General features: G+C 65.5%; 23 protein-coding genes and 1 tRNA gene. 17 read left to right on the top strand and 7 right to left on the bottom strand.

All coding sequences use genetic code 11. From position 1 onward, the window contains the following. The first annotated feature begins 37 nt into the window (after positions 1-37). The 8 genes from rpoD to AC1DQK_RS00825 all read left to right on the top strand — a co-directional run bounded on the left by rpoD (position 38) and on the right by AC1DQK_RS00825 (position 6,615). Positions 38-2,062: an RNA polymerase sigma factor RpoD gene (gene rpoD, locus AC1DQK_RS00860; RefSeq protein WP_477866403.1), complete on the top strand. Its 2,025-nt coding sequence runs from the start codon at positions 38-40 to the stop codon at positions 2,060-2,062. 164 nt (positions 2,063-2,226) lie between these two features. Beyond that, positions 2,227-2,895, top strand: coding sequence for a PepSY-associated TM helix domain-containing protein (locus tag AC1DQK_RS00855; protein WP_477866401.1), 669 nt, complete (start codon positions 2,227-2,229; stop codon positions 2,893-2,895). A 10-nt stretch (positions 2,896-2,905) separates the two neighbouring features. Continuing rightward, a complete protein-coding gene (locus tag AC1DQK_RS00850; RefSeq protein WP_477866399.1) occupies positions 2,906-3,388 on the top strand; it encodes a DUF2271 domain-containing protein in 483 nt (160 codons plus the stop codon). Between the two features lie 11 nt (positions 3,389-3,399). Then, on the top strand, positions 3,400-4,266 hold the full coding sequence (locus AC1DQK_RS00845; protein ID WP_477866397.1) for a DUF4198 domain-containing protein: 867 nt from the start codon (positions 3,400-3,402) through the stop codon (positions 4,264-4,266). 95 nt (positions 4,267-4,361) lie between these two features. After that, positions 4,362-5,225: an FAD:protein FMN transferase gene (locus AC1DQK_RS00840; RefSeq protein ID WP_477866967.1), complete on the top strand. Its 864-nt coding sequence runs from the start codon at positions 4,362-4,364 to the stop codon at positions 5,223-5,225. Positions 5,226-5,293: 68 nt separating this feature from the next. Further along, positions 5,294-5,524, top strand: coding sequence for a phosphoribosylformylglycinamidine synthase subunit PurS (purS, locus tag AC1DQK_RS00835; RefSeq protein WP_477866395.1), 231 nt, complete (start codon positions 5,294-5,296; stop codon positions 5,522-5,524). A gap of 15 nt (positions 5,525-5,539) precedes the next feature. Then, positions 5,540-6,205: a phosphoribosylformylglycinamidine synthase subunit PurQ gene (gene purQ / locus AC1DQK_RS00830; protein WP_477866393.1), complete on the top strand. Its 666-nt coding sequence runs from the start codon at positions 5,540-5,542 to the stop codon at positions 6,203-6,205. Continuing rightward, positions 6,202-6,615: a GFA family protein gene (locus AC1DQK_RS00825; protein ID WP_477866391.1), complete on the top strand. Its 414-nt coding sequence runs from the start codon at positions 6,202-6,204 to the stop codon at positions 6,613-6,615. Before purQ ends, AC1DQK_RS00825 begins: the two co-directional genes overlap by 4 nt. Before the next feature lie 6 nt (positions 6,616-6,621). Here the strand turns inward: AC1DQK_RS00825 and AC1DQK_RS00820 are convergent, their stop codons facing one another. Next, entirely contained in the window at positions 6,622-7,380 is a 759-nt protein-coding gene (locus AC1DQK_RS00820) for a queuosine precursor transporter (protein ID WP_477866389.1), read from the bottom strand. 59 nt (positions 7,381-7,439) lie between these two features. On the opposite strand from AC1DQK_RS00820, the gene AC1DQK_RS00815 reads away from it, so the two are divergent. From AC1DQK_RS00815 to AC1DQK_RS00795, 5 genes are all read left to right on the top strand, one after another. Beyond that, a tRNA-Arg gene (locus AC1DQK_RS00815) sits at positions 7,440-7,516 on the top strand. 85 nt (positions 7,517-7,601) lie between these two features. Then, the gene (gene cofE / locus AC1DQK_RS00810; RefSeq protein ID WP_477866387.1) at positions 7,602-8,375 is read left to right on the top strand and encodes a coenzyme F420-0:L-glutamate ligase; all 774 of its coding nucleotides are present in this window, start codon (positions 7,602-7,604) and stop codon (positions 8,373-8,375) included. Further along, positions 8,372-9,295 (top strand): 2-phospho-L-lactate transferase, encoded by a 924-nt coding sequence (gene cofD, locus AC1DQK_RS00805; protein ID WP_477866385.1) that lies wholly within the window; start codon positions 8,372-8,374, stop codon positions 9,293-9,295. Before cofE ends, cofD begins: the two co-directional genes overlap by 4 nt. A 1-nt stretch (position 9,296) precedes the next feature. Further along, positions 9,297-9,878, top strand: a complete 582-nt coding sequence (gene cofC / locus AC1DQK_RS00800) for a 2-phospho-L-lactate guanylyltransferase (protein ID WP_477866383.1) — start codon at positions 9,297-9,299, stop codon at positions 9,876-9,878. A 243-nt stretch (positions 9,879-10,121) separates the two neighbouring features. Further along, positions 10,122-10,625, top strand: a complete 504-nt coding sequence (locus tag AC1DQK_RS00795) for an energy transducer TonB family protein (RefSeq protein ID WP_477866381.1) — start codon at positions 10,122-10,124, stop codon at positions 10,623-10,625. A 110-nt stretch (positions 10,626-10,735) separates the two neighbouring features. Here the strand turns inward: AC1DQK_RS00795 and AC1DQK_RS00790 are convergent, their stop codons facing one another. After that, entirely contained in the window at positions 10,736-12,205 is a 1,470-nt protein-coding gene (locus tag AC1DQK_RS00790; RefSeq protein ID WP_477866379.1) for a leucyl aminopeptidase, read from the bottom strand. Positions 12,206-12,253: 48 nt separating this feature from the next. After that, complete coding sequence (locus AC1DQK_RS00785) at positions 12,254-12,445, bottom strand: hypothetical protein (RefSeq protein WP_477866991.1); 192 nt, start codon at positions 12,443-12,445, stop codon at positions 12,254-12,256. On the opposite strand from AC1DQK_RS00785, the gene AC1DQK_RS00780 reads away from it, so the two are divergent. The 4 genes from AC1DQK_RS00780 (at position 12,378) to rsmA (ending at position 17,872) form a co-directional block, all read left to right on the top strand. Beyond that, the gene (locus AC1DQK_RS00780) at positions 12,378-14,624 is read left to right on the top strand and encodes an LPS-assembly protein LptD (RefSeq protein WP_477866965.1); all 2,247 of its coding nucleotides are present in this window, start codon (positions 12,378-12,380) and stop codon (positions 14,622-14,624) included. The genes AC1DQK_RS00785 and AC1DQK_RS00780 overlap by 68 nt on opposite strands. Positions 14,625-14,695: 71 nt before the next feature. Next, complete coding sequence (locus tag AC1DQK_RS00775; RefSeq protein WP_477866377.1) at positions 14,696-16,042, top strand: peptidylprolyl isomerase; 1,347 nt, start codon at positions 14,696-14,698, stop codon at positions 16,040-16,042. Between the two features lie 4 nt (positions 16,043-16,046). Next, on the top strand, positions 16,047-17,042 hold the full coding sequence (gene pdxA, locus AC1DQK_RS00770; RefSeq protein WP_477866375.1) for a 4-hydroxythreonine-4-phosphate dehydrogenase PdxA: 996 nt from the start codon (positions 16,047-16,049) through the stop codon (positions 17,040-17,042). Then, positions 17,039-17,872 (top strand): 16S rRNA (adenine(1518)-N(6)/adenine(1519)-N(6))-dimethyltransferase RsmA, encoded by an 834-nt coding sequence (gene rsmA, locus AC1DQK_RS00765; protein ID WP_477866373.1) that lies wholly within the window; start codon positions 17,039-17,041, stop codon positions 17,870-17,872. Before pdxA ends, rsmA begins: the two co-directional genes overlap by 4 nt. A 28-nt stretch (positions 17,873-17,900) precedes the next feature. Here the strand turns inward: rsmA and AC1DQK_RS00760 are convergent, their stop codons facing one another. From AC1DQK_RS00760 to AC1DQK_RS00745, 4 genes are all read right to left on the bottom strand, one after another. Next, positions 17,901-18,431: a hypothetical protein gene (locus AC1DQK_RS00760; RefSeq protein ID WP_477866371.1), complete on the bottom strand. Its 531-nt coding sequence runs from the start codon at positions 18,429-18,431 to the stop codon at positions 17,901-17,903. A gap of 35 nt (positions 18,432-18,466) precedes the next feature. Continuing rightward, on the bottom strand, positions 18,467-19,636 hold the full coding sequence (locus tag AC1DQK_RS00755; protein WP_477866369.1) for an RsmB/NOP family class I SAM-dependent RNA methyltransferase: 1,170 nt from the start codon (positions 19,634-19,636) through the stop codon (positions 18,467-18,469). A gap of 6 nt (positions 19,637-19,642) precedes the next feature. Further along, positions 19,643-21,100 carry an IMP dehydrogenase gene (gene guaB / locus AC1DQK_RS00750; protein WP_477866963.1) on the bottom strand — a complete coding sequence of 486 codons (1,458 nt, stop codon included), beginning with the start codon at positions 21,098-21,100 and terminating at the stop codon, positions 19,643-19,645. Between the two features lie 151 nt (positions 21,101-21,251). Further along, on the bottom strand, positions 21,252-22,382 hold the full coding sequence (locus AC1DQK_RS00745; protein ID WP_477866367.1) for a GGDEF domain-containing protein: 1,131 nt from the start codon (positions 22,380-22,382) through the stop codon (positions 21,252-21,254). Positions 22,383-22,445: the final 63 nt, after the last annotated feature.

Below are 22,445 nucleotides of genomic sequence, written 5' to 3'. Positions count from 1 at the left end.
TTCGGCCTGGGTTATTCGAATTTGAGGGCTGGTCTTAATGGCGAAGACGAACGGGAGCGATGGTGGCGATCGGACTGATGGCGATGCCCCGCTCATCGATCTCAACGAAGGGTCGCTGAAGAAGCTGATCGCCCGCGCAAAGCGCAAGGGCTACATCACCTATGAGCAGCTCAACGAAGCGCTGCCGCAGGACCAGATGACTTCCGACCAGCTCGAGGACGTCATGTCCGCGCTCAACGAGATGGGCGTGAACATCGTCGAGAACGAGGAAGGCGGCGAGGACGAGCAGCCCGAGGACGACAGCGCCGACGAGGCTGCCGCGTCCGAGGAGGCCGACGCCGGCCCTACCCTTACCACCACCGTCAAGAAGGAAACCGTCGATCGTACCGACGATCCCGTGCGGATGTATCTGCGCGAGATGGGCGCCGTCGAGCTGCTCAGCCGCGAGGGCGAGATCGCCATCGCCAAGCGCATCGAGGCCGGCCGCGACACGATGATCCTGGGGCTGTGCGAGAGCCCGATCACCTTCAACGCGATCATCGACTGGTCGAACGCGCTCAACGAAGGCACGATGCAGCTGCGCGAGATTCTTGATCTCGACGCCATGCTGTCGAAGGGCCCGACCGCCGAGCAGGTCGAGAACGAGGACGAAGGGGGCGAGATATCCGCCGAGACCGCCGGGCCGACCTTCAAGGAGGAGGAAGAGCCCGAGGAGGAGCCCGCCGCCGACGAGGACGAGGAATCGATGACCGAACGGCGCGCGCCGCGCCCGCAGGAAGACGATGACGAGGACAACACGCTCAGCCTCGCCCAGATGGAGGAGCAGCTCAAGCCACTGGCGCTCGAGCGGTTCGCGACGATCACCGATCTCTACAAGTCCTTTTCCGCCGTTCAGGCGGCGCGCGTCGCCGCGCTCAGCGTCGGCGACGATTTCCCGTCGTCCGAAGAAGATCGCTACCAGGAACTGCGCGAACAGCTGACCGCCGAGGTCGAGAGCGTCCAGTTCCACGGTGCCAAGATCGAATATCTCGTTGATCAGCTCTACTCGTTCAACCGCCGGCTCACCACGCTGGGCGGCCAGATGCTCCGCCTCGCGGAGCGCCACAAGGTGCCGCGCAAGGACTTCCTCGACGCCTATATCAACCACGAGATGGAAGAAGGCTGGCTGGAGCGGGTCGCCAAGATCGACAAGAAGTGGGCGAATTTCGCGGTCACCGAGGCCGACTCTGTCGAGCGGATTCGCAATGAGATCAACGAGATCGCCCAGGCGACCGGCATGGCGCTCAGCGAGTTCCGCCGCATCGTCAACATGGTCCAGAAGGGCGAGCGCGAAGCACGCATCGCCAAGAAGGAGATGGTCGAGGCGAATCTGCGGCTCGTGATCTCGATCGCTAAGAAATATACCAACCGCGGATTGCAGTTCCTGGATCTGATCCAGGAGGGCAATATCGGACTGATGAAGGCCGTCGATAAATTCGAATATCGGCGCGGCTATAAGTTCAGCACTTATGCGACCTGGTGGATCCGGCAGGCGATCACCCGCTCGATCGCGGATCAGGCGCGGACTATCCGCATCCCGGTCCACATGATCGAGACGATCAACAAGCTCGTTCGTACGAGCCGCCAGATCCTCCACGAGATCGGCCGCGAGCCGACGCCCGAAGAACTGGCCGAACGGTTGTCGATGCCGCTCGAGAAGGTCCGCAAGGTGATGAAGATCGCCAAGGAGCCGATCAGCCTCGAGACCCCGATCGGCGACGAGGAAGATTCACATCTCGGCGACTTCATCGAAGACAAGAACGCGATCATTCCAGTCGACGCGGCGATCCAGGCAAACCTCAAGGAGACGGTTACCCGCGTCCTGGCGAGTCTCACCCCGCGCGAGGAGCGCGTGCTGCGGATGCGCTTCGGCATCGGCATGAACACCGATCACACGCTCGAGGAAGTCGGCCAGCAATTCTCGGTGACGCGCGAGCGCATCCGCCAGATCGAGGCGAAGGCGCTGCGCAAGCTCAAGCACCCGAGCCGCAGCCGCAAGATGCGCAGCTTCCTGGATCAATAGCGAAGCGATCCCGCTCAACCGGAGGAGACCAAGCTTCGGCGAGTGGTTCCCGAGGATAAACGGTCGAGACGATCGGTAGCGGCACGCACTCATCGCCTGTCCTGTATTGCGAATTATTCGCATTAGCTATTGCGGCGCGCCAGCCTTCGCGTTACTCGGCGGTGGTGAACCGGTCGCCCGATCCCGCCACCTTCGTCGAGAGGCGCAAGCCTATAGCGCGGCCCTGGTATCGGTCGCGGGGCTGGTGGCTCAAGCAGCTGCACAAATGGCATTGGATGAGCGCAGCCGTGTCGATGATCGGCATGCTGCTGTTCGCCGCAACCGGCATCACCCTCAACCACGCGGCGACGATCAACGCGGTCCCGCAGACGCGCGCGCTCAAGGGCCAGCTTGCTGCCCCCCTGCTGTCCCGGCTGGCCAAGCCTGCCTCGGACGCGGCCAGCCTGCCCGCTCCCGTAGCGGATGAACTCCGCAGCAGCACAGGACTGGACGCCAGCGGCAAGGCCGGCGAATGGTCCGAAGGCGAAGTCTATATCGCACTCCCTCGCCCGGGCGGGGATGCGTGGGTCAGCATCGATCGGCGCAGCGGCGCGATAACAGCCGAAGTCACCGACCGCGGCTGGATCAGCTGGGCAAATGATCTCCACAAGGGACGCAATACCGGCGCCGCGTGGAGCTGGTTTATCGACATCTTCGCGGGCGCCTGCATCCTCTTCACGCTCAGCGGGCTGTTCCTGCTCTACATGCATTCGAAGCCGCGCCCTCTGACCTGGCCGCTGATCGGCCTCGGCATGGTCGCGCCGCTGCTGCTCATCCTCCTCTTCGTCCATTGAGAGTATATCGATGCGTTATACGTCCTTCCTGACTTTGAGCGGCATGGTTGCGGCACCTGCCATGGCGGCCGGCACCGTCAACGTCACCATCCCTCGCCTGAACGTCGCCGAATATCACAAGCCCTATATGGCGGTGTGGATCGAGCCGGCCGGTGGCGGCGCGCCGCGCACAGTGGCGATCTGGTATGATCTCAAGAAGGGCGGCAACGAGCCAGGCACCAAATGGCTGTCCGAACTGCGCGCATGGTGGCGCAAGGGCGGCAAGAGCCTGAACATGCCCGCCGACGGTATCAGCGGCGCGACCCGCGCACCCGGCAGCTATGCCATCCCCCTGCCCGCCGATCTCAAGCCCGGCGCCTATGTCCTCAATGTCGAGGCTGCGCGGGAGACCGGTGGCCGCGAGGTCGTATCGATGCCGATCAGCATACCCGCCAAGGCCGCCAAGGCGGGGGGCAAGAGCGAACTCGGCACCATCACCCTCTCCGCCCGCTGAAAGGAACGGCCATGAAGCGCCTCGCCGCCCGCCTGCTTGCCGCAGCCGCCCTGTTGTCGCTGCCGGTCGCCGCCTCGGCGCATCGCCAGTGGCTGCTCCCCAGCGCCACGATCTTCTCCGGGACCGACAGCTGGGTCACCGTCGACGCCGCCGCCTCGAACGACCTGTTCTTCGCCGACCATCAGCCGATGCGGCTTGACGGGCTCAAGGCCTGGGCTCCGGACGGCAGCGAGGCCAGGATCGAGAACGCGTCGACCGGCCGCTACCGATCGACGTTCGACGTCAAGCTCGACAAGCCGGGCACCTGGAAGATCGGCACCCAGGGCACCAACGTGATGGGCAGCTTCAAGCTGAATGGCGAAGAGCGCCGCGTCGGCGGGCGGCCCGGCGGCGCGCCGGCCATGGCTGCAGGTGCGCCGGGCGCCCCTCCCCGCGCGCCTGCGGTATCGGTCACGGAAATCCCGCCCGAGGCAACCGATGTGAAGCTGATCGAGGTGGTCAGCCGCAACGAGATCTTCGTGACCGCCGATGCGCCGAGCACGACGGTTTTCAAGCCGATCGGCAAGGGTCTCGAGCTCGAGCCGATCACCCACCCCGACGAACTGGTGACCGGCGAGACGGCGAGCTTTCGCTTCCTGGTCGACGGCAAGCCCGTCGCGGGCCTCAAGGTAACCGTCGTGCCGGGCGGCAAGCGCTATCGCAACGACGATGGCGCGCGCGAGCTGACCGCTGGCGCCGATGGTGTCGTTCGGATCGACTGGCCGGCGGCGGGGATGTACTGGATCAACGCCACGGCCACCGACAACAGGACCTCCGAACCGCGGGCCAGCCAGCGCCGGCTCACCTACATGACGACCGTCGAGGTGCTGCTCCCCTGAGCCAGCCGCGCATTGCCCTGCCCAGCGAGATAGCGATCGGCGCCTTTGCCGATCGCGATCCGTCGCGTCCCGTGAGGACATTGGGGGGCGAGACGATGGGGACGCGCTGGTCGGTTCTTTTCGCCGCACCTGCCGCTTGCGATATCGCCATGGTCGAGGCTGCGCTCCTGGAGCGGCTCGAGCGGATCATCGCGGAGATGAGCCATTGGCGCCCGGACTCGGTGATCTCCGCCTACAACCGCGCGGCACCCGGAACATGGGTCGAACTCCCACCGGATTTCGTCGCCGTCATCGACGCCGCTCTGGACATCGCCCGGCGCAGCCGGGGCGCGTTCGATCCCGCGATCGGCCGGCTCGTCGATCTGCGCGGCTTCGGTCCCGAACCGGCGAACCGGAGCGACGACGCGCGCATGATCGAAGCGGCCCGCGCCGCGGCGGGTTGGCAGCGCCTGCGCCGGGACGGTGGGCGCCTGCTCCAGCCAGGCGGCCTCGCGCTTGACCTTTCGGGCATCGCCAAAGGCTATGCCGTCGACGCGCTCGTCGCTCAGCTGGCCGAGCAGGGCATCGGCCATGCACTGGTCGAGATCGGCGGCGAACTGGCCGGACGCGGCGTGCGCCCGGACGGCGACCCCTGGTGGGTCGAGCTGGAAGATCCGCCGGGCCTCGCCCTTCCCCGCCTGCGGATAGCGTTGCATGGCCTGGCCGTCGCGACATCGGGCGACTATCGGCGCGGGGCGCACAGCATCGACCCACGCACGGGCAGGTCGATCGACAACGGTATCCGCTCGGTCAGCGTCATTCACGAAAGCGCCATGCTGGCCGACGCCTGGGCGACCGCGCTGACCGTACTGGGGGAGGAACAAGGTCTGGCGCTGGCGGCGCGCGAGGGGCTGGCGGCCCGGATCATAAGCGATATCGAGCTTCTCAGCCCCGCGCTCGCGGCGATGCTCGATTATTAGCCGACGCCCCTTGCCCGCTGCCGCCTTCGTCGTCATAGGGGCGGCACATTCCAGATTATGAGGCCGCGATGAAAACCCGCGTCTATGTGACCCTGAAGGGCGGCGTGCTCGATCCGCAGGGCAAGGCGATCCACCACGCGCTGGGCTCGCTCGGTTTCTCGGGCGTGAACGATGTCCGTGCCGGCAAGCTGATCGAACTCGACCATGACGAGGGTGTCAGCGACACCGATATCGAGGCGATGTGCAAGAAGCTCCTTGCCAACACCGTCATCGAGAATTTCCGGATCGAACGCAGCTAAAGCGGAGACCAGGCCATGAAGAGCGCCGTCATCGTCTTTCCCGGATCGAACTGCGACCGCGACCTCGCCGTCGCGATCCGCGACGTCACCGGCCACGCGCCGGAGATGCTGTGGCATGGCGAAAGCGAACTGCCGGACGGCATCGGCCTGATCGCGGTGCCCGGCGGCTTTTCCTATGGCGATTACCTGCGTTCGGGCGCCATGGCGGCGCGCTCCCGCATCATGCGCGCGATCGTCGAGGCGGCCGGCCGGGGCGTACCCGTTCTGGGCATCTGCAACGGCTTCCAGATCCTGACCGAGGCGGGGCTGCTGCCCGGCGCGCTGATGCGCAACGAGGGGCTGAACTTCGTCTGCCGCGATGTCGCCCTGACCGTCGAGAACAGCCAGTCGACCTTCACCGCGCGCTACGACGCGGGCGAGACGATCCACCTGCCGGTGGCGCATCATGACGGCAACTTCACGGCGGACAGCGGAACGCTCGATCGCATCGAAGGCGAAGGCCGCGTCGCCTTCCGCTATGCCGAGGCTGTCAACGGCTCGGCGCGCAATATTGCCGGCATCCTCAACGATTCCGGCAATGTCCTGGGCATGATGCCGCATCCCGAGCGCGTCATCGAAACCGCGCATGGCAAGACGGACGGCCGTCGGCTGTTCGAAGGGCTGCTCGAGACCGTGGCGTGAGCCACGGGGCCGGCTGCCTCTGCGGCGCCGTCCGCTTCACGATCGAGGCCGAGCCGATGGCGGCCCGCACATGCTGGTGCCGGCTGTGCCAATATCTCGGCGGCGGCACTGCGACCGCGAATATCTGCTTTCCGTCTGACAAGGTCAGCTCAAGCGGCGAAATCCGATATTTCGACCGCATCGCCGACAGCGGCAACCTGATGCGCCGCGGCTTCTGCCCGACCTGCGGCACGCCGTTGACCAGCCAGGCGCTCAGCCGCCCGACCCTGATCTTCCTGCGCATCGGAACCCTCGACGACCCGAACCTGATGGGTCCGCAGATAACGATCTGGACCTCGCAGGCGCCCGACTGGGCCTGCATCTCAGCCGATATACCGAGCATCGAGAAACAGCCCCTGCCGGTTGGCTGATGCTCGTCAGATCGCCGCTTTGAACGGCGTGAAGTCGGTCTTTCCATCGAAGATGTCGATGCCCTCGCGCCGCTTGAGGAAGTTGACGACGGCATAGGTCGCCGGGGTCAAAATCACTTCCCAGCTCACCTTGAGCACCCATTGCGTGACGAGCACCTTGAACACCAGCCCGGTCGTCCAGCCCTGCGCACCGAGGAAGGCGAGAGGATAGAAAATGATGCTGTCGACCGCCTGCCCAACCACCGTCGAGCCGATCGTCCGCGTCCAAAGATGCTTGCCCTGCGTCATCACCTTCATCTTGGCGAGTACGAAGCTGTTCGCGAACTCGCCTGACCAGAAAGCGACGATCGACGCGAAAACGATGCGCGGCACCTGTCCGAAGACCTGCTCATAGGCCGCCTGGCCGCCCCAATCCGCGGCGGGAGGCAGGGCCACGACCACCCAGCTCATGAACGCCATGAACAGCAGCGCCACCGTTCCCGCCCAGATGCAGCGGCGCGCGCGGGCATAGCCATAGACCTCGGTCAGGATATCGCCGAGCACGTAGCCGATCGGGAAGAACAATATGCCGGCGCCGAATGGCCAGGCGCCGATCCCCGGCAGGTCGACGGTTGCGACCTTGCCCGCACCCAGCACGTTCGACAGCAGCAGGATCGTGACGAACGCCGCCATCACGAAATCGAAATAGCGTAGCGGGCGTCCCTTCAGGGCTTCGGCGTCGATCGCGGTGAGCGTTCCGGGTGTAACGTCGTGCAAATCCTTCATCGGGGCTGACTAACCTCGTTCCATCGCGGCGCAAACCACGCTATCTGGCGGCCTTATGCGCGCCCGTAGCTCAGTTGGATAGAGCACGAGCCTTCTAAGCTTGGGGTCACAGGTTCGAATCCTGTCGGGCGCGCCATTTCTCGCATGCTGATCCGTCCTGGGCGCGCTGGCTCGCGCCCACTGATGTTGCGCCGCTCCGCGGTGGACCCTAAGGCGCTCGCATGACGGACCATTGCACTGCGCTCACGCTCTTCGCCCTCGGCGACGTACCGATGATCGACGAGGGCGCCGATCTCGCGGAGATCGTCCTGGCAGCGGTCGGGCATGACGGGCAGGTGCTCATCGACGGCGATGTCATTATCCTCGCGCAGAAGATCGTCTCCAAGGCCGAGGGCCGGTTGGTTGATCTCGCCACGATTGCGGTATCACCCCGGGCGGTCGATCTCGGGGAAGAGTCCGACAAGGATCCGCGGCTCGTCGAACTTATCCTGCGGGAATCGCAGGAAGTCATGAGGGTGCGCAAGGGCGCGCTGATCGTGCGCCACAGGCTGGGACTGGTGCTGGCCAACGCCGGTATCGACCAGTCCAACATCGATCATGGCGGCGCAACCTTCGCCTTGCTGCTGCCTGAGGATCCCGATGCCAGCGCGCAACGGATCCGCCGGGCGCTGGTGGAGCGCACCGGCGCAGACGTTGCGGTGCTGATCATCGACAGTCTCGGCCGCGCCTGGCGAACCGGGACCATCGGTACCGCGATCGGCGTGGCCGGCATGCCCGGGCTGGTCGATCTGCGCGGCCAGCCCGATCTTCACGGCCGCACGCTTGCGACCAGCGAGCTTGGTCTCGCCGATGAGGTTGCCGCCGCCGCCTCGCTGATCATGGGCCAGGCCGACGAAGGTCGACCGATCGTCCTCGCACGCGGCGTGGGCTATGGACGGCGCGACGGCACTGCCGCCGAGCTGATCCGCCCACGCCACATGGACATGTTCCCATGATCCTCGCGCTCGCAGGCGGGGTCGGCGGCGCCCGGCTCGCCAATGGTCTGGCGGCTATCCTCCCACCAGAACAGCTCATGATCGTCGTGAATACCGGCGATGATTTCGAGCACTTGGGGCTGTTGATCTGCCCCGACCTGGACACCGTCTGCTACACGCTGGCAGGCATCAACAACCCCGCGCAAGGCTGGGGTATCGAGGGGGAAAGCTGGGCGTTCATGGAGGCGCTCGGGCGTCTCGGCGGCGACACATGGTTCGCCTTGGGCGACCGGGACCTGGCGACCCACGTCACCCGAACCGGCATGCTCGGGCAAGAAAGTCTTTCCGGGATAACCGCCCGTCTCGCATCGTCCCTCGGCATAACCCATCTTATCGCACCGATGAGCGACGACCGGGTGCGCTCCATGATCGATACCGACGAAGGCGAGCTTGCCTTCCAGCATTATTTCGTCCGCCGTCGCGCGGCGCCGCGCTTCCGCTCCATCCGGTTCGAAGGGATCGAGGTTGCGAAACCCTCCCCCGCACTTCTCCAGGCGCTCGACGATCCCGCTCTCGAGGCGATCATCCTGTGCCCCTCCAACCCGGTGCTGAGCATCGCGCCGATCCTCGCCATTCCGGGCATCCGCGCGCGTCTCGACGCACGCAGGGTCCCTGTCGTGGCAGTCTCGCCGTTCATCGGTGGCAAGGCCGTCAAAGGCCCCGCCGCGAAGATCATGGCTGAGATCGGCGTCGCCCCCAGCGCGGTCGGTCTCGTGGATTATTATGGCGGCCTGCTCGACGGCATCGTCGTCCACCATGCCGATGCAGGCGATCCTGTGGCCTCGGCCAAGCTGCACGTCACCGACACGCTGATGCGCGGACGCCAAGACCAGCATCAGCTTGCCGCTACGACGCTGGCCTTCGCCCGCGCCATCGGCTGACATGGCCTGCCATGTCCTTCTTGCGGTTCGCCCACCTGGCGAGGGCAAGAGCCGGCTCGCCGGCGTACTCAACGATACGGCCAGAGAATTGCTGAATTACAGAATGTTCCAGCATATTCTTGATGTAGCGCAAAAAGTGGTCTTGCCCGCGCACATCACAGTCGTCAGCCGGTCCGCGGCGTTGCTCGATCAAGCGCGCGCGGCGGGCTGCCATGCCGAGCCGGAACACGGCAACGATCTCAACCAGGCCTTGTCGCAAGCGGGACGGGCTGCGGTCGACAGGGGAGCGACGGAATTGCTGTCGCTAAGCAGCGACCTGCCCTTTCTCACGGTCGAGGATGTAACGACGATGCTTGCGGCCGATGGCGACCTCGTGATCGCGACCGATAGGCTGCACAGCGGCACGAATGCCCTGTTGATGCGGCGGCCGTTCGCGATCCCGTTCTGCTACGGACCAGGCAGTCTCGCGGCACATCTCGTAGCCGCCAAGAAAGCCGGGCTGAAGGCGGTCGTGGTGGATTCGCCGGGTCTGGCGCGCGATATCGACACCCCCGCAGATCTCGCGGAGCTTTCGAGGGGCTGACCGCAAGCGATGGAGAGGACCTCGTCGCACCCCCCGCAACATGGATCAAGATCTGCCTAGGAAGTTGTAATACATGGGTTAAATTTACGCGATTTGGAGTTGCACTCATCTCGCGGAAGCATAACGCTCCGGATTGGGCGTGCCGACTCGGCGCCCCCTTCGACCATAAGCGTGAAGTGACGTCAGAAACGTCGCCGGACAGCTCATGCGAGCGGCCGATCGTCCTTTATCGGGGAGATCGAGATGAAACGCTTTTTGTCCATGGTGATTGCGGGAGCATGTCTCTTCGCACCGACATCTCGGGCAACAGCTCAATCGACCGGCACGGCGGAAGAGCATGTTACCCTGGCACAATGGTCTAGTCGCGTAACGCGTGCATTGGAACATGGGCTTTCCTACCCGCCTGGCCTCCTCGGCAAGGCGAGCAACGAAGGCGTCGTCACTGTAAAGTTCAACTGCAGCGACAGTGGATCTCCGGCCGCGGTCGCACTGGAGAAATCGTCAGGTTCACGAGATCTGGACGCCGCCGCCCTGCGCGCGGTTTCCCACATCGCCACGCTACATCCCCTGCCTGACGGGATTGACCACGGCCAGAAGTTCCAAGCGCTGGTGCTGTTCGCGACGAGCGAGGACAGCAGGGATGCCATTATGAAGAAGATATCCAAGGAGGTAGCACTGCGTAACGCGTGGTTCGGGAAAGACGCGCGGTTCGCGAGTGTGGGCATAGTGCCCATTCATTCCCGATAGTCCCTCGCCCTGACCTCCAGCGGGGCGAAAAGGCGTAACCGGAAGACATCTGTTACTGTTGGCGTATATTTGGGGGATCCAGGCTGCCGGATCCCCCAAATACCCTTTCGCTATTTCTCGATGCTGTCCGCGATGAACCGATCGAGCAGGCGGACGCCATAGCCGGTGGCGCCCTTGTCCCAAGTCGCGCCGGGCTTCGAGGCCCACACCATACCCGCGATGTCGAGATGCGCCCAGCGCACGCCATCGTCGATATAGCGCTTGAGGAACTGTGCGGCGGTGATCGAGCCGCCCTCGCGGGGGCCGACATTCTTCATGTCTGCGATCGGGGAGTCGATCAGCTTGTCATAGGCCTCGCCCAGCGGCATCCGCCACAGCTTGTCGCCGACGGACGTGCCCGCCGCCAGCAACTGCCCGGCGAGTTCGTCATCATTGGCGAACATGCCGCCATATTCATAGCCGAGCGACACGATCATCGCGCCCGTAAGGGTGGCGAGATCGATGATCGTCTTCGGCGAATGGGTCTTCTGGACCCAGGTCAGCGCATCGCACAGGACAAGCCTGCCCTCGGCGTCAGTGTTGATGACCTCGATCGTCTGTCCCGACATCGAGGTCACTACGTCGCCCGGCCGCTGCGCATTGCCGTCGGGCATATTCTCCACCAGCCCGCACACGCCGATAACATGCGCCCGGGCCTTGCGCAGGGCGAGCGCCTTCATCGTGCCCGCAACCGCGCCGGCGCCGCCCATGTCCCATTTCATGTCCTCCATGCCGGCTGGCGGCTTCAGCGAGATGCCGCCGGTGTCGAAGGTGACGCCCTTGCCGACCAGCGCGATCGGCGGCTCCGCGCCATCCGTGCCGTCCCAGGTCATGACCAGGAGCCGGGCCGGCCGCACCGATCCCTGAGAAACGCCGAGCAGCGCGCCCATGCCGAGGGCCGCCATCTCCTCTTCGCCCAGCACGTCGATCCTGACGCCGAGATCGGCAAGCGGACGGCAGCGTTCGACGAAACTTTCCGGATAAAGGATGTTGGCCGGCTCGGTGATCAGCGTGCGGGTGAACATCACCCCTTCGGCGACAGCCTCGCGGGCGGCCCACAGCGATGCCGCGTCGGCGCCGCCGCCGATGATCACGATCTCCTCCAGCGAAGGCCGCTGCTTGGCATCGAGCTTGGTGCGATAGATGTCGTGCCGCCAACTCCGCAGCGCCGCCCCGAAGGCAAGCGACACCGCCGCCTCGGCCTGATCGCTGCCAGAAGCGCCCGAAATGTCGACCACCAGGCTCTTCTCTCCCGAGGTCAACAGCTTGGCCGCCAGCGCCGCGCCGGCGCGCTCAAAATCCTTCTTGGCGCCGATCCCGACGAGCAACAGGCGGCGATGCGCGCCGTCGGTTTCGCCGAAGAACTCCACTACCGCGCCATTGTCGCCATCGAAGCGATTGGCCGCGCCGGCCGCGCGTGCCAGCGCCTGGATCGAAGCCGGCAAAGCCGAGACGCCCCCGCCGCCCAGGGTGCCGGGCGCAACGACGATTGCCAGAGCATGAGTCGCGGCCGGCCGATGGTCGGCAAAGCTGATACGCATTTATGAGATTTCCTTATTTGGTTCGTGCACCACATCTAGGATGGCGATTCACGCGCCGCAACGGTGGTGATCGTCATCGCCGCACCAGAGGATTGCAGCGGAGCGCCGGGTGCGATAGGCGGCGCGAACGCGATTGAAGGCCTTGCCCGTCGCACCCGTCCTGTGGGGTAGTGTGAAGAAGCCGAGATTTTTCCTGCTGGCGACCACCCTTCCCTTGCTCTGCGCGGGAACGCCGCTCATCGCACAAAGTCTGGCCACCCCTGCTGCACCTCCCCCGCAACGCGGCGACGCGCCGATGCCGGCTAACGAGCAGGAGGTGACCTTCGCCGCCGATACGCTGGCCTATGACAGCAATGGCGAAGTCGTGACGGCGACCGGTAACGTGCAGATGATGCGCCGCGGCGATCGCCTGCGTGCCGACAAGGTCGAGTGGAACCAGGCGACGGGCGTGGTCCGCGCCACCGGCGATGTCGCCGTGGTGAACTCGGGCAATGACACCGTCTACGGAGACTCGGTCGAACTGACCGACTCGCTGCGCGACGGCGTCATCGAGAATCTGCTGCTGGTGCTCAATGATGGCGGCCGCCTGGCCGCTGTCCATGGCGTGCGCAAGGACGGGGTCTCGACGCTCGACAAGGCGGTCTACACGCCGTGCGCCGTGGTCGACAGCCATGGCTGCCCCACAGAGCCGATCTGGAAGATCAGCGCCGTCCGCGTGGTTCACGATCCCGTCAAGCATCGCATCAGCTATGACGGCGCCCGGATCAGCTTTCTTGGCGCGCCCATCCTGTGGTTGCCTGGCCTGTCCCACCCCGACGGCAGCCAGGGAGGCGGCTCCGGCCTGCTGCTCCCGAATATCCAGTATAATCGGGTCAACGGCGCCGAATTGTCGGTGCCCTACTATATCCAGCTCGCGCCCAATCGCGACCTGACGATCACCCCGCATGTCTACAGCGAAGTCCTTCCCGCCCTCGAAGCCCAATATCGGGCGCTGACCGATCATGGCGCGTGGCAGGCTACGGCCATGGCCACCTATAGCTCGCGCTTCGCCGCGACCGCTGCCGGCACTGCTGCGCCCAACGGCAACCGCGACCTCCGTGGCTATGTCGATGCCAACGGGCAGTTCCAGTACGGCCCCTATTGGACCTTGTCCGGTTCGATCAGGGCGACGACCGACCGCACGTTCCTGCGCCGCTATGATATCTCGCGCGACGATCGGCTGCGCAACCAGGTCAATGCCGAGCGAATCACCCCCGACAGCTATCTGTCGATCAAGGGGTGGGCGGTGCAGACCTTGCGCACCAATGACCCGCAGGGCCAGCAGCCGATCGCCCTGCCCGCGATCGACTATCGCCTTCGACTGACCGACCCCTGGGTTGGCGGTCGCCTTCAGCTCCAGGCCAACACGCTCGCGCTGCTGCGCACCAATGGCCAGGACACGCAGCGCGCCTTTGCCGCGATCCAGTGGGACCTGCGCCGCTACACGCCGCTGGGGCAGGAGTTCTCCCTCACCGCCTATGGCCGCGGCGATGCCTATCATACCGATCAGGTCGGTCGGACGGCGACGATAGTCTATCGCGGCAATCCAGGCTGGAGCGGACGCGGGATCGCCGCCCTCGCCGCCGACATGCGCTGGCCGCTGATCGGCAATTTCCTCAACGGCACGCAGCGCCTCACGCCGCGCGTGCAGATCGTCGCGAGCCCCCGGACGCGCAACCTGAGCCTGCCCAACGAAGATGCGCGCTCCATCGATCTCGAGGATAGCAACCTATTCGCGCTGAACCGCTTCTCCGGCTATGATCGGTGGGAGGACGGCAGCCGCATCACCTATGGCGCCGAATGGGCCGTCAACGTGCCCGGCATTGCGTTCAGTACCGTGATCGGCCAAAGCTACCGGCTGTCGAGCAAGCCGAGCATCTTGCCGGTCGGCACCGGCTTGTCCGACCGGACATCGGACATCGTCGGCCGGACGACCCTCCAATATGGCCGTTTCCTAGAAATCACGCATCGCTTCCGTCTCGACAAGGATAATTTCGCGGTCCGCCGCAACGAGCTCGATGCCACCATCGGTACCACCAGGACCTACGCGACCATCGGCTATCTGAAGCTGAACCGGGACGTGGTGGCGAGCATCGAAGACCTGCGCGACCGGGAAGAAGTGCGCCTCGGCGGCCGAATTCAGATTGCGCGCTACTGGTCGATCTTCGGATCCACGGTCATCGACCTGACGAGCCGCCAGGAAGATCCGCTCACCTTATCCGACGGTTATCAGCCGATTCGGCACCGGCTGGGCATACTCTATGACGACGACTGCATCGAACTCGGCGTCACCTGGCGGCGCGAATATGACGCAATCGGCGACGCGCGGCGCGGGAATACCTTCCTGTTGCGGCTGGCGCTCAAGAATTTGGGCCGCTAAGCGTTCATTCAGCGGGCGAGTGCCAGGAGAAGCCCACCCCATATGATCGAGGATGTGACTAGGTGCGCGGAATGAAGTTGAGCCAGGGCAAATTCCTCCTGATGGCGGTTGCCGGTGCGGTCGCGATGTCGGCTCCGCTGATCGGCCAGACGGTGTCCGGCGACGAGCCCGAAATGTCCGGCGGCCTGAATCTGCCGAAGGACATCACCGTCTTCGGCAATCGCGATCCCAATGTCCGCACCGCCACCGCGATCGTCAATGGCACCATCATCACCCAGACCGATGTCGACCAGCGGCTCGCGCTGGTGGTCGCGGCCAATGGCGGCAAGCTGCCCGACGAAGAGAAGGAGCGGCTGCGCCTCCAGGTGCTGCGCAACCTGATCGACGAGACGCTTCAGATCCAGGAAGCGACCGCGCAGAAAATCGAGATCGCACCGGAGGAAGTGGAGCAAACCTATCAGCGGGTGGCAGCCAACTTCAAGAAAACGCCCAAGGAGTTCAGCAAATTCCTCCGCGAGCAAGGCTCATCGGAAGCGTCGATCAAGCGCCAGATCCAGGGCGAAAACGCCTGGCGGCGCGTGCTCAGCCGCAGGGTCGAGCCGTTCGTCGCGGTCAGCGACGAAGAGGTTAACGCCATCATCTCGCGCCTGAACGCCGCCAAGGGCGCGGACGAGTTCCACGTCGGCGAGATATTCCTGTCCGCAACGCCTGAAAGCATGGCGGACGCCAGCGCCAATGCGGAGCGGATCATCGACCAGATCCGCAAGGGCGCCTCCTTCCCCGCCTATGCCCGGCAGTTTTCGGAAGCGTCGACGGCGGCTGTGGGCGGCGATCTCGGCTGGGTGCGTGCCGAACAGCTTCCCGAGCAGCTGGCCGGTGTCGTCGCCGGTCTCTCCCCAGGCCAGATCAGCTCTCCCATACCGGTCCCGGGCGGCTATTCGATCATCCTGCTGATCGACAAGCGCCAGGTGCTCGGCACCGATCCGCGCGATGCGATCCTGGCGCTCAAGCAGCTCACCATCGCCTTCCCGGCGGGCATGACGCAGGCGCAGGCGACACCGAAGGTCGAGGCATTCGCGCGCGCGCTGCAATCTCTCCAGGGTTGCGGCAAGGCCAACGAAGTCGCCGCGACCGTAGGCGCGGATGTCGTCAACAACGACCAGATCAAGGTCCGCGATCTCCCGCCCCAGCTGCAGGATCTGATGCTCACGCTCCAGGTCGGCCAGGCCACGCCGCCGTTCGGTTCGCTCGCCGATGGCGTCCGCGCCCTGGTGCTGTGCGGCCGCGACGATCCACAGCCCGCTTCAGGCCCCTCGTTCGAGCAGATTCAGTCGCAGATCGAACAGGAGCGCGTGAACCGCCGCGCCCAGCGTTATCTGCGGGATCTGCGCCGCGATGCGGTGATCGAATATCGGTAACGCGATGGAGATGAGCCCGCTTGCCGTCGCGCTGGGCGATCCCGCCGGGATCGGACCTGAAATCGCCGCGAAGGCATGGGACGCGCGCACGCAATATGGCTTGGCGCCATTCTTTGCCGTGGGTGACCGGCGCTCGATCCAGGCAGTGTGGAACGGCCCGATCCAGCTTATCTCCAGCCCCGATGAGGCGGTCGCCTATTTCGACCGTGCACTGCCGCTGATCCAGATCGAAGATACCGGCCTCATCATCCCAGGCGAGCCGGACCTCGCCGGCGCCCGCTGTGCGCTGGACTCGCTCGAAATGGCCGCCGGGCTGGCCCGCTCGCCGATGGTCGGCGGGCTTGTCACCGCACCGGTCGCCAAGGCACAGCTCTATGCGATCGGCTTCACGCATCCTGGCCAGACCGAGTTCGTCGCCGAGCGGTGCGGCATCGCGTCCGCCAATGCAGTGATGCTGCTGGCCGGGCCTACGCTGCGCGCGGTGCCGATCACCACGCACATGCCGTTGCGCGACGTCGCCGACTTTGTAACGGTCGACCTCATCGTCGCCAAGGCGCGCGCTACGGACCGCGGCCTCGCCCGCAACTTCGGGATCGAACGGCCGCGGCTCGCGATTGCCGGCTTCAACCCGCACGCCGGGGAGCAGGGCTCGATCGGACGCGAGGAAATCGAACTGATCATCCCGGCTGTGGAAATTCTGCGTGCGGAGGGGATCGACATCGTCGGCCCGCTGGCGGCCGATACCATGTTCCATGCCCGCGCCCGCGCGCTCTACGATTGCGCGCTGTGCCTTTATCATGACCAGGCACTGATCCCGCTGAAGACGCTCCATTTCGACGAGGGGGTCAACATGACCCTGGGGCTGCCGATCGTGCGCACCGCCCCCGACCATGGCACGGCCTTCGGCATAGCCGGGCAGAACAAGGCGAACCCCGGCGCTATGATAGCCGCCATCGCGCTCGCCGCCGAGGCCGCGCGGAACCGCCTCATCTACGCATGAATCGCGCATTGCCGGATTTGCCGCCGCTGCGTGACGTGATCGCGCGCCACGGTCTGAGTGCCAATAAGGCGCTCGGGCAGAACTTCCTGCTCGACGGGCAGCTTCTCGACCGGATCGCGCGGGTGCCCGGCAATCTCGACGGGCAGACCGTGTACGAGGTCGGCCCCGGGCCGGGCGGCCTGACGCGCGCGCTGCTCGGCGCGGGGGCTTCCGTGGTGGCGGTCGAACGCGATGACCGCTGCCTGCCTGCACTCGACGAACTGAACCGGGCTTCGGACGGAAGGCTGCGGGTGATATCCGCGGATGCGATGAAGATCGATGAGCGTGCGGAGGCGGGCGAAGGCGCGCATATCGCCTCAAACCTTCCCTATAATGTCGGAACCGCTCTGTTCGTGCGTTGGATGACGCTCGATTGCTGGCCTCCCTGGTGGCGCTCGCTAACCCTGATGTTCCAGAAGGAAGTCGCGGAGCGGATCGTCGCCAGGCCCGGCGGCTCGGCCTATGGACGGCTGGCGGTGCTGGCGCAGTGGCGCGCCAGCCCGGTCATAGCGATGAACGTGCATCGTTCGGCGTTCGTACCGCCACCCAAGGTAATGTCAGCCGTGGTGCATGTCGTTCCAGGCCGCCAGCCTGACGGCGTGTCGGTGCACACCATCGAAGCCCTGACCGCCGCCGCCTTCGGGCAGCGCCGCAAGATGCTGCGGCAGAGCCTGAAGGGGTTGGCCGGCGCCGTCGAGGCGCTCCGCGCAGTCGGGATAGATTCCGAGCGGCGCGCCGAAACCCTGTCAGTGGAGGAATTCGTGACTATCGGGCGGGCGCTCGAGGCCTGACCCTCGACGCCTCTCCGACGGTAGCCCCTCAGTTCTCGCCGGCGGTGCTCTTTTCCTGGCCCTTCGGCGGAACCTTGTCACTCTGCTGTGCCGCCAGCACCGGCGCCGGAGGCCCCTTGGCAATCGCCGCGGCAAGTTGCATCGCGGGAGCACATTCGGTCTTGCACAGCGTCTTGACGCGGGCGAGATTGGCACGGGCGCGCTCGACGGCTCCCTTCTGCACCATGGCCTCACCCTGCGCCGACAACGCATTGACGTCGTTCGGCTCGAGCGACAGAGCCTCGAAATACATGCGGATCGCCTTGCCGGGCAGTTGCTGCGCCTGCGCGACACGGCCCAGCGAGACGAATGCCGCGCGATTGCGCGGGTCTATCGCCAAGGCTGTCTCCAGCGCGTCGTTGGCGGCAATCAGATTGCCTGCCTTCAGCGCCGCCTGCCCCTCGGCGAGCAGCGCCATCGACTTCGGATTGATCTCGTCATCGGCCTTCTGGCCGTTTACCCCGCTCGAAACCGCCAACAGGGTCAGCGACAAAGCAATCGCAACAGGCGAAAAACGCATCAACATCTCCAACACAGAAGCATGCTGGCCTTCTATCATGCGCGGACGAACCTGGCGATGAAAAAGCCATCGGTACCGTCGCGCGCCGGACTCAGCAGCTTGCCGGGGCCTTGGTAGCAGCCGGGGGTGAACAGATCCTTTTCAGGGCGGAATCCCGATGCACGGCTGAGAAACGCCGCCGCCTGCCCTGCGCCCTCCTCGTCGAGCAGCGAGCAGACGGCATAGACCAGAGCGCCGCCCGGCTTGACCAGCGGCGCGGCGATATCGAGCAGCCGCGCCTGGGTTTCCGCCAGCTTCGCGAGCCGGTCCGGGGTCAGCCGCCAGCGGGCTTCGGGATTGCGCCGCCAGGTGCCGCTGCCCGAGCAGGGCGCGTCGACGAGAACGACATCGCAGGCCCCCTCGAGATCGGCCAGCGCTGCGCTTTCGCGGCCGGGGTCGAGTAGCCGGGCCTCGATTAATTCGGCCCCGACCCGCGCGGCCCGCGGTGCGAGGCGCGAAAGCCGCGCGCGATTGGTGTCGCTGGCGATCAGCCGTCCTTCTCCCGCCATGTCGTCGGCCAGCGCCAGGGTCTTGCCGCCGGCACCCGCGCAAAGGTCGAGCACCGTCATGCCCGGCCGCGCGCGCGCCGCCTGCACGATCAGCTGGCTGCCTTCGTCCTGGATTTCGATCAGCCCCTGTTGCCAAGGCTCGCTCACCTCTACCGCCGTTCCTTCGGGTAGGCGCAGGCCATGCGGCGCGAAGGGCGTCGGCATGGCATCGGGCAACAGCGCCGCCACGCTGTCGCGATCGGCCTTGCGTCGATTGACGCGGATATCCAGCGGGGCGCGCTCCAACAGCGCGTCATGCTCGGATGGGGCGATGCGGGCAGCGAGCCAGGTCGGCAGGATGCCGCCCGTCGCGCCGATCTCCCTTGGCTCGATGGGCGCCGGCGTATGCGGCGATCCGTCAAAGGCGGCTGCGAGGTCGATATCGCTGCGGGCAACGCCAATCAGGGCCGCGCGGCCGTTTTTGGGTGGGTCGCCCGCGCGTCGGATCGCCCGGTAAACCAGTTCACGGATCGCCCGCCGGTCTTTGGATCCGGCATAGCGTCGTGTCTTGAAATAGCGCGCGATCAGCGTGTCGGCCGCGGCCCCGCCGTCGCGCGCGGCGATGATGATCTCGTCGAGAAGCTCGATCGCGGCCTGCGCCCGCCCGCCTGGGGTCATGCGGGCCTACCGCGTCGGATAATTCGGTGCCTCGCGGGTGATCGATACATCGTGAACATGACTTTCCTGGAGGCCCGCATTGGTGATGCGGACGAACTGCGCGCGCTTCTGGAGATCAGGAATGGTGCGGGATCCGGTATAGCCCATCGCTGCTTTGACGCCGCCGACAAGCTGGTGGATGACGTCGCGCGCCGCGCCCTTGAACGGCACCTGACCTTCGATCCCCTCGGGGACCAGCTTCATCTGATCCTTGATATCCTGCTGGAAATAGCGGTCTGCCGAGCCTCGCGCCATTGCACCGACCGAGCCCATGCCGCGGTAGCTCTTATAGGCGCGCCCCTGGTACAGGAAGGTCTCGCCGGGGGCTTCGGCGGTGCCCGCCAGCAGCGATCCGACCATCACCGAGCTCGCGCCGGCGGCCAGCGCCTTGGCGAGATCGCCCGACGTCCTCAGCCCGCCATCGGCGATGATCGGGATGCCCGACTTCGCGGCCTCTTCGGCGGACTCCATGACTGCGGTGAGCTGCGGCACGCCAACGCCCGCGACCACCCGTGTCGTGCAGATCGAACCGGGGCCAATGCCCACCTTGATGCCATCGGCGCCGGCGTCGATCAGCGCGCGCGTGGCCTCCGCCGTGGCGACGTTGCCCGCGATCACCTGGACCGAGTTGGAGAGTCGCTTCACCCGCTCGACCGCGCGGGCGACGTCGCGGTTATGGCCATGCGCGGTATCGATGACGATCAGGTCGCATTCTGCGTCGACCAGCGCCTCGGTGCGCTCGAAACCCTTGTCGCCGACCGTCGTCGCGGCCGCGACGCGCAACCGCCCCGTGCCATCCTTGGTGGCGCTGGGGTAATTCACCGCCTTCTCGATATCCTTGACCGTGATCAGGCCGACGCAATGATAGCTGTCGTCAACCACCAGCAGCTTTTCGATGCGGCGCTGGTGCAGGGTCCGGCGCGCCTCTTCCTGCGACACGCCGGTGCGGACCACCGCCAGATTCTGGCTGGTCATGAGCTCGGCGACCGGCTGCTTGGGATTCTCCGCGAACCGCACGTCGCGGTTGGTGAGGATTCCGAGCAGCTTGCCGCTCGCCTCGACCACTGGAATGCCGGAAATCTTGTGCCGCGCCATCAGTTCAAGCGCCTCGGCGAGGCTCTGCTCCGGGCGCATCGTGATAGGGTTGACCACCATCCCCGATTCGAACCGCTTGACCGCACGGACCGCGGCGGCCTGCTCTTCCACGGTGAGGTTGCGGTGGAGCACGCCGAGGCCGCCGAGCTGGGCCATCACGATCGCCATATCGGCCTCGGTAACGGTGTCCATCGCCGAGGACAGCACCGGGATATTAAGGCGAATCGATTTCGTTACCTGCGTGGCGGTATCGGCCTGGCTCGGCAGGACTTCGGACTCGGCGGGCCGGAGAAGCACGTCGTCGAAGGTAAGGCCGAGGCTGATGTCCATGAAGTCGAATCCCAGCGAGGTGGTGAAGGATTCGAGGCCATATATGGTGAGAGCGCGGGGATAACCAGCGGGTTGTTCGCTTTCGCCTTCGAACACCGGGCGGAGGCGGATGTCCCGCGCCCGGCGATCGAAGGGCTGAGCAAGGGCTCCGTCAATCTTCTCCGTGGATGATAACGCGGTTCCGCCCGCTGTTCTTGGCGTTGTAAAGCGCCTCGTCGGCACGCCGCAGCATGTCGCCATCGGCTTCCCCGGGCAGGAGTTGCGCGATCCCGGCCGAGAAGGTGACGGTACCCAGGGGTTCGCCCGTCGTCCTCGAAACCAGATGGCGGCCAGATAGCTCGTCGCGAATCTCGTCGACGCGCATCGCCGCACGGCGCGCCATGATGCCGTCGAACAGGATCAGGAACTCCTCACCGCCAAAGCGTCCGACAAAGGCATCCTCTCCCGCACCTTCCGACAAGGCATCCGCGACCATCTTGAGGATCCGATCGCCGGTGTCATGGCCGTGGTTGTCGTTGATCGACTTGAAATGATCGATGTCGCAGAACGCCACCGATAACGGATAATTCTCCGCCTGGGCCTGCGTCATCGCGCGGGCGAGACGGGACTGGAAGGCCCGGCGATTCGCGAGCCCGGTCAGCGGATCGCTCTCGGCCACGGCCTGCGCCTCGGCCAGGTCGCCCTGCAAGGATTCCATCTGCGCGCCCATGTCGGCGAGACGGCGCTCTGCATCCTGGGTCTTGCCGATCATCGTGCGCGTCAGCTCGACCATCAGCTCCAGCGCCCTTGCGGCAGATTCGCCGCCAGCGTCGATTGCGGACGCCCCCTTGTCGAGGGCTGTGCCGAAAACCTTCACGTCGGTCCGCGACTGGCCGACGAGGCTGGCTGCCAGCGTCATGCTCTGGTGTGCCTGGTCGATCAGCTTCCCGACCAGTTCGGAGGAGACTTGGTTAGCGGCAGCCTCGGCGATCTGCTCCGCCACTTCGGGGCGAAGAAGGCCGTCGCGCACGATCGCGGTGTCAACCGAGGCGACCAGCGTCGGATCGTTGCCGCTCAGATATTTATAGGCGAGATCATAGTTGATCGGCGTCGGATCGAGCCGATGCGCGCGCAGGAACCCGCCAATGCGGGAGAAGATGTCGGTGGCCGCCGGGGCAGGTTCTAGCGCCGGAGCGATCAGCGGTGACGGGGTCGCCGCGGCTTGCTCGACGGAGCGCCCGAACAGGGCGTCGAGGCTCCAGCCCTTCCGGCCGCCAGACGAAGGTGGTTTGGATTCGTACATTGCATCCGCCCAGGAGATTTCCTGATCGGTTTAAGGGCCGCCGCCTTAATTTTTAGTAGGAGA

The organism is Rhizorhabdus sp. P4_G5, assembly GCF_056401065.1.
This window is presented reverse-complemented; position numbering and strand designations above follow the sequence as displayed.

Bases quoted from the DNA above. Each gene is read 5' to 3' on its own strand.
- rpoD (WP_477866403.1), top strand. From the start codon at position 38: ATGGCGAAGACGAACGGGAGCGATGGTGGCGATCGGACTGATGGCGAT.
- AC1DQK_RS00850 (WP_477866399.1), top strand. From the start codon at position 2,906: ATGCGTTATACGTCCTTCCTGACTTTGAGCGGCATGGTTGCGGCACCT.
- AC1DQK_RS00845 (WP_477866397.1), top strand. From the start codon at position 3,400: ATGAAGCGCCTCGCCGCCCGCCTGCTTGCCGCAGCCGCCCTGTTGTCG.
- AC1DQK_RS00840 (WP_477866967.1), top strand. From the start codon at position 4,362: ATGGGGACGCGCTGGTCGGTTCTTTTCGCCGCACCTGCCGCTTGCGAT.
- purS (WP_477866395.1), top strand. From the start codon at position 5,294: ATGAAAACCCGCGTCTATGTGACCCTGAAGGGCGGCGTGCTCGATCCG.
- purQ (WP_477866393.1), top strand. From the start codon at position 5,540: ATGAAGAGCGCCGTCATCGTCTTTCCCGGATCGAACTGCGACCGCGAC.
- AC1DQK_RS00820 (WP_477866389.1), bottom strand. From the start codon at position 7,380: ATGAAGGATTTGCACGACGTTACACCCGGAACGCTCACCGCGATCGAC.
- cofE (WP_477866387.1), top strand. From the start codon at position 7,602: ATGACGGACCATTGCACTGCGCTCACGCTCTTCGCCCTCGGCGACGTA.
- cofD (WP_477866385.1), top strand. From the start codon at position 8,372: ATGATCCTCGCGCTCGCAGGCGGGGTCGGCGGCGCCCGGCTCGCCAAT.
- cofC (WP_477866383.1), top strand. From the start codon at position 9,297: ATGGCCTGCCATGTCCTTCTTGCGGTTCGCCCACCTGGCGAGGGCAAG.
- AC1DQK_RS00795 (WP_477866381.1), top strand. From the start codon at position 10,122: ATGAAACGCTTTTTGTCCATGGTGATTGCGGGAGCATGTCTCTTCGCA.
- AC1DQK_RS00790 (WP_477866379.1), bottom strand. From the start codon at position 12,205: ATGCGTATCAGCTTTGCCGACCATCGGCCGGCCGCGACTCATGCTCTG.
- AC1DQK_RS00785 (WP_477866991.1), bottom strand. From the start codon at position 12,445: ATGAGCGGCGTTCCCGCGCAGAGCAAGGGAAGGGTGGTCGCCAGCAGG.
- AC1DQK_RS00775 (WP_477866377.1), top strand. From the start codon at position 14,696: ATGAAGTTGAGCCAGGGCAAATTCCTCCTGATGGCGGTTGCCGGTGCG.
- pdxA (WP_477866375.1), top strand. From the start codon at position 16,047: ATGGAGATGAGCCCGCTTGCCGTCGCGCTGGGCGATCCCGCCGGGATC.
- rsmA (WP_477866373.1), top strand. From the start codon at position 17,039: ATGAATCGCGCATTGCCGGATTTGCCGCCGCTGCGTGACGTGATCGCG.
- AC1DQK_RS00760 (WP_477866371.1), bottom strand. From the start codon at position 18,431: ATGCGTTTTTCGCCTGTTGCGATTGCTTTGTCGCTGACCCTGTTGGCG.
- AC1DQK_RS00755 (WP_477866369.1), bottom strand. From the start codon at position 19,636: ATGACCCCAGGCGGGCGGGCGCAGGCCGCGATCGAGCTTCTCGACGAG.
- guaB (WP_477866963.1), bottom strand. From the start codon at position 21,100: ATGGACATCAGCCTCGGCCTTACCTTCGACGACGTGCTTCTCCGGCCC.
- AC1DQK_RS00745 (WP_477866367.1), bottom strand. From the start codon at position 22,382: ATGTACGAATCCAAACCACCTTCGTCTGGCGGCCGGAAGGGCTGGAGC.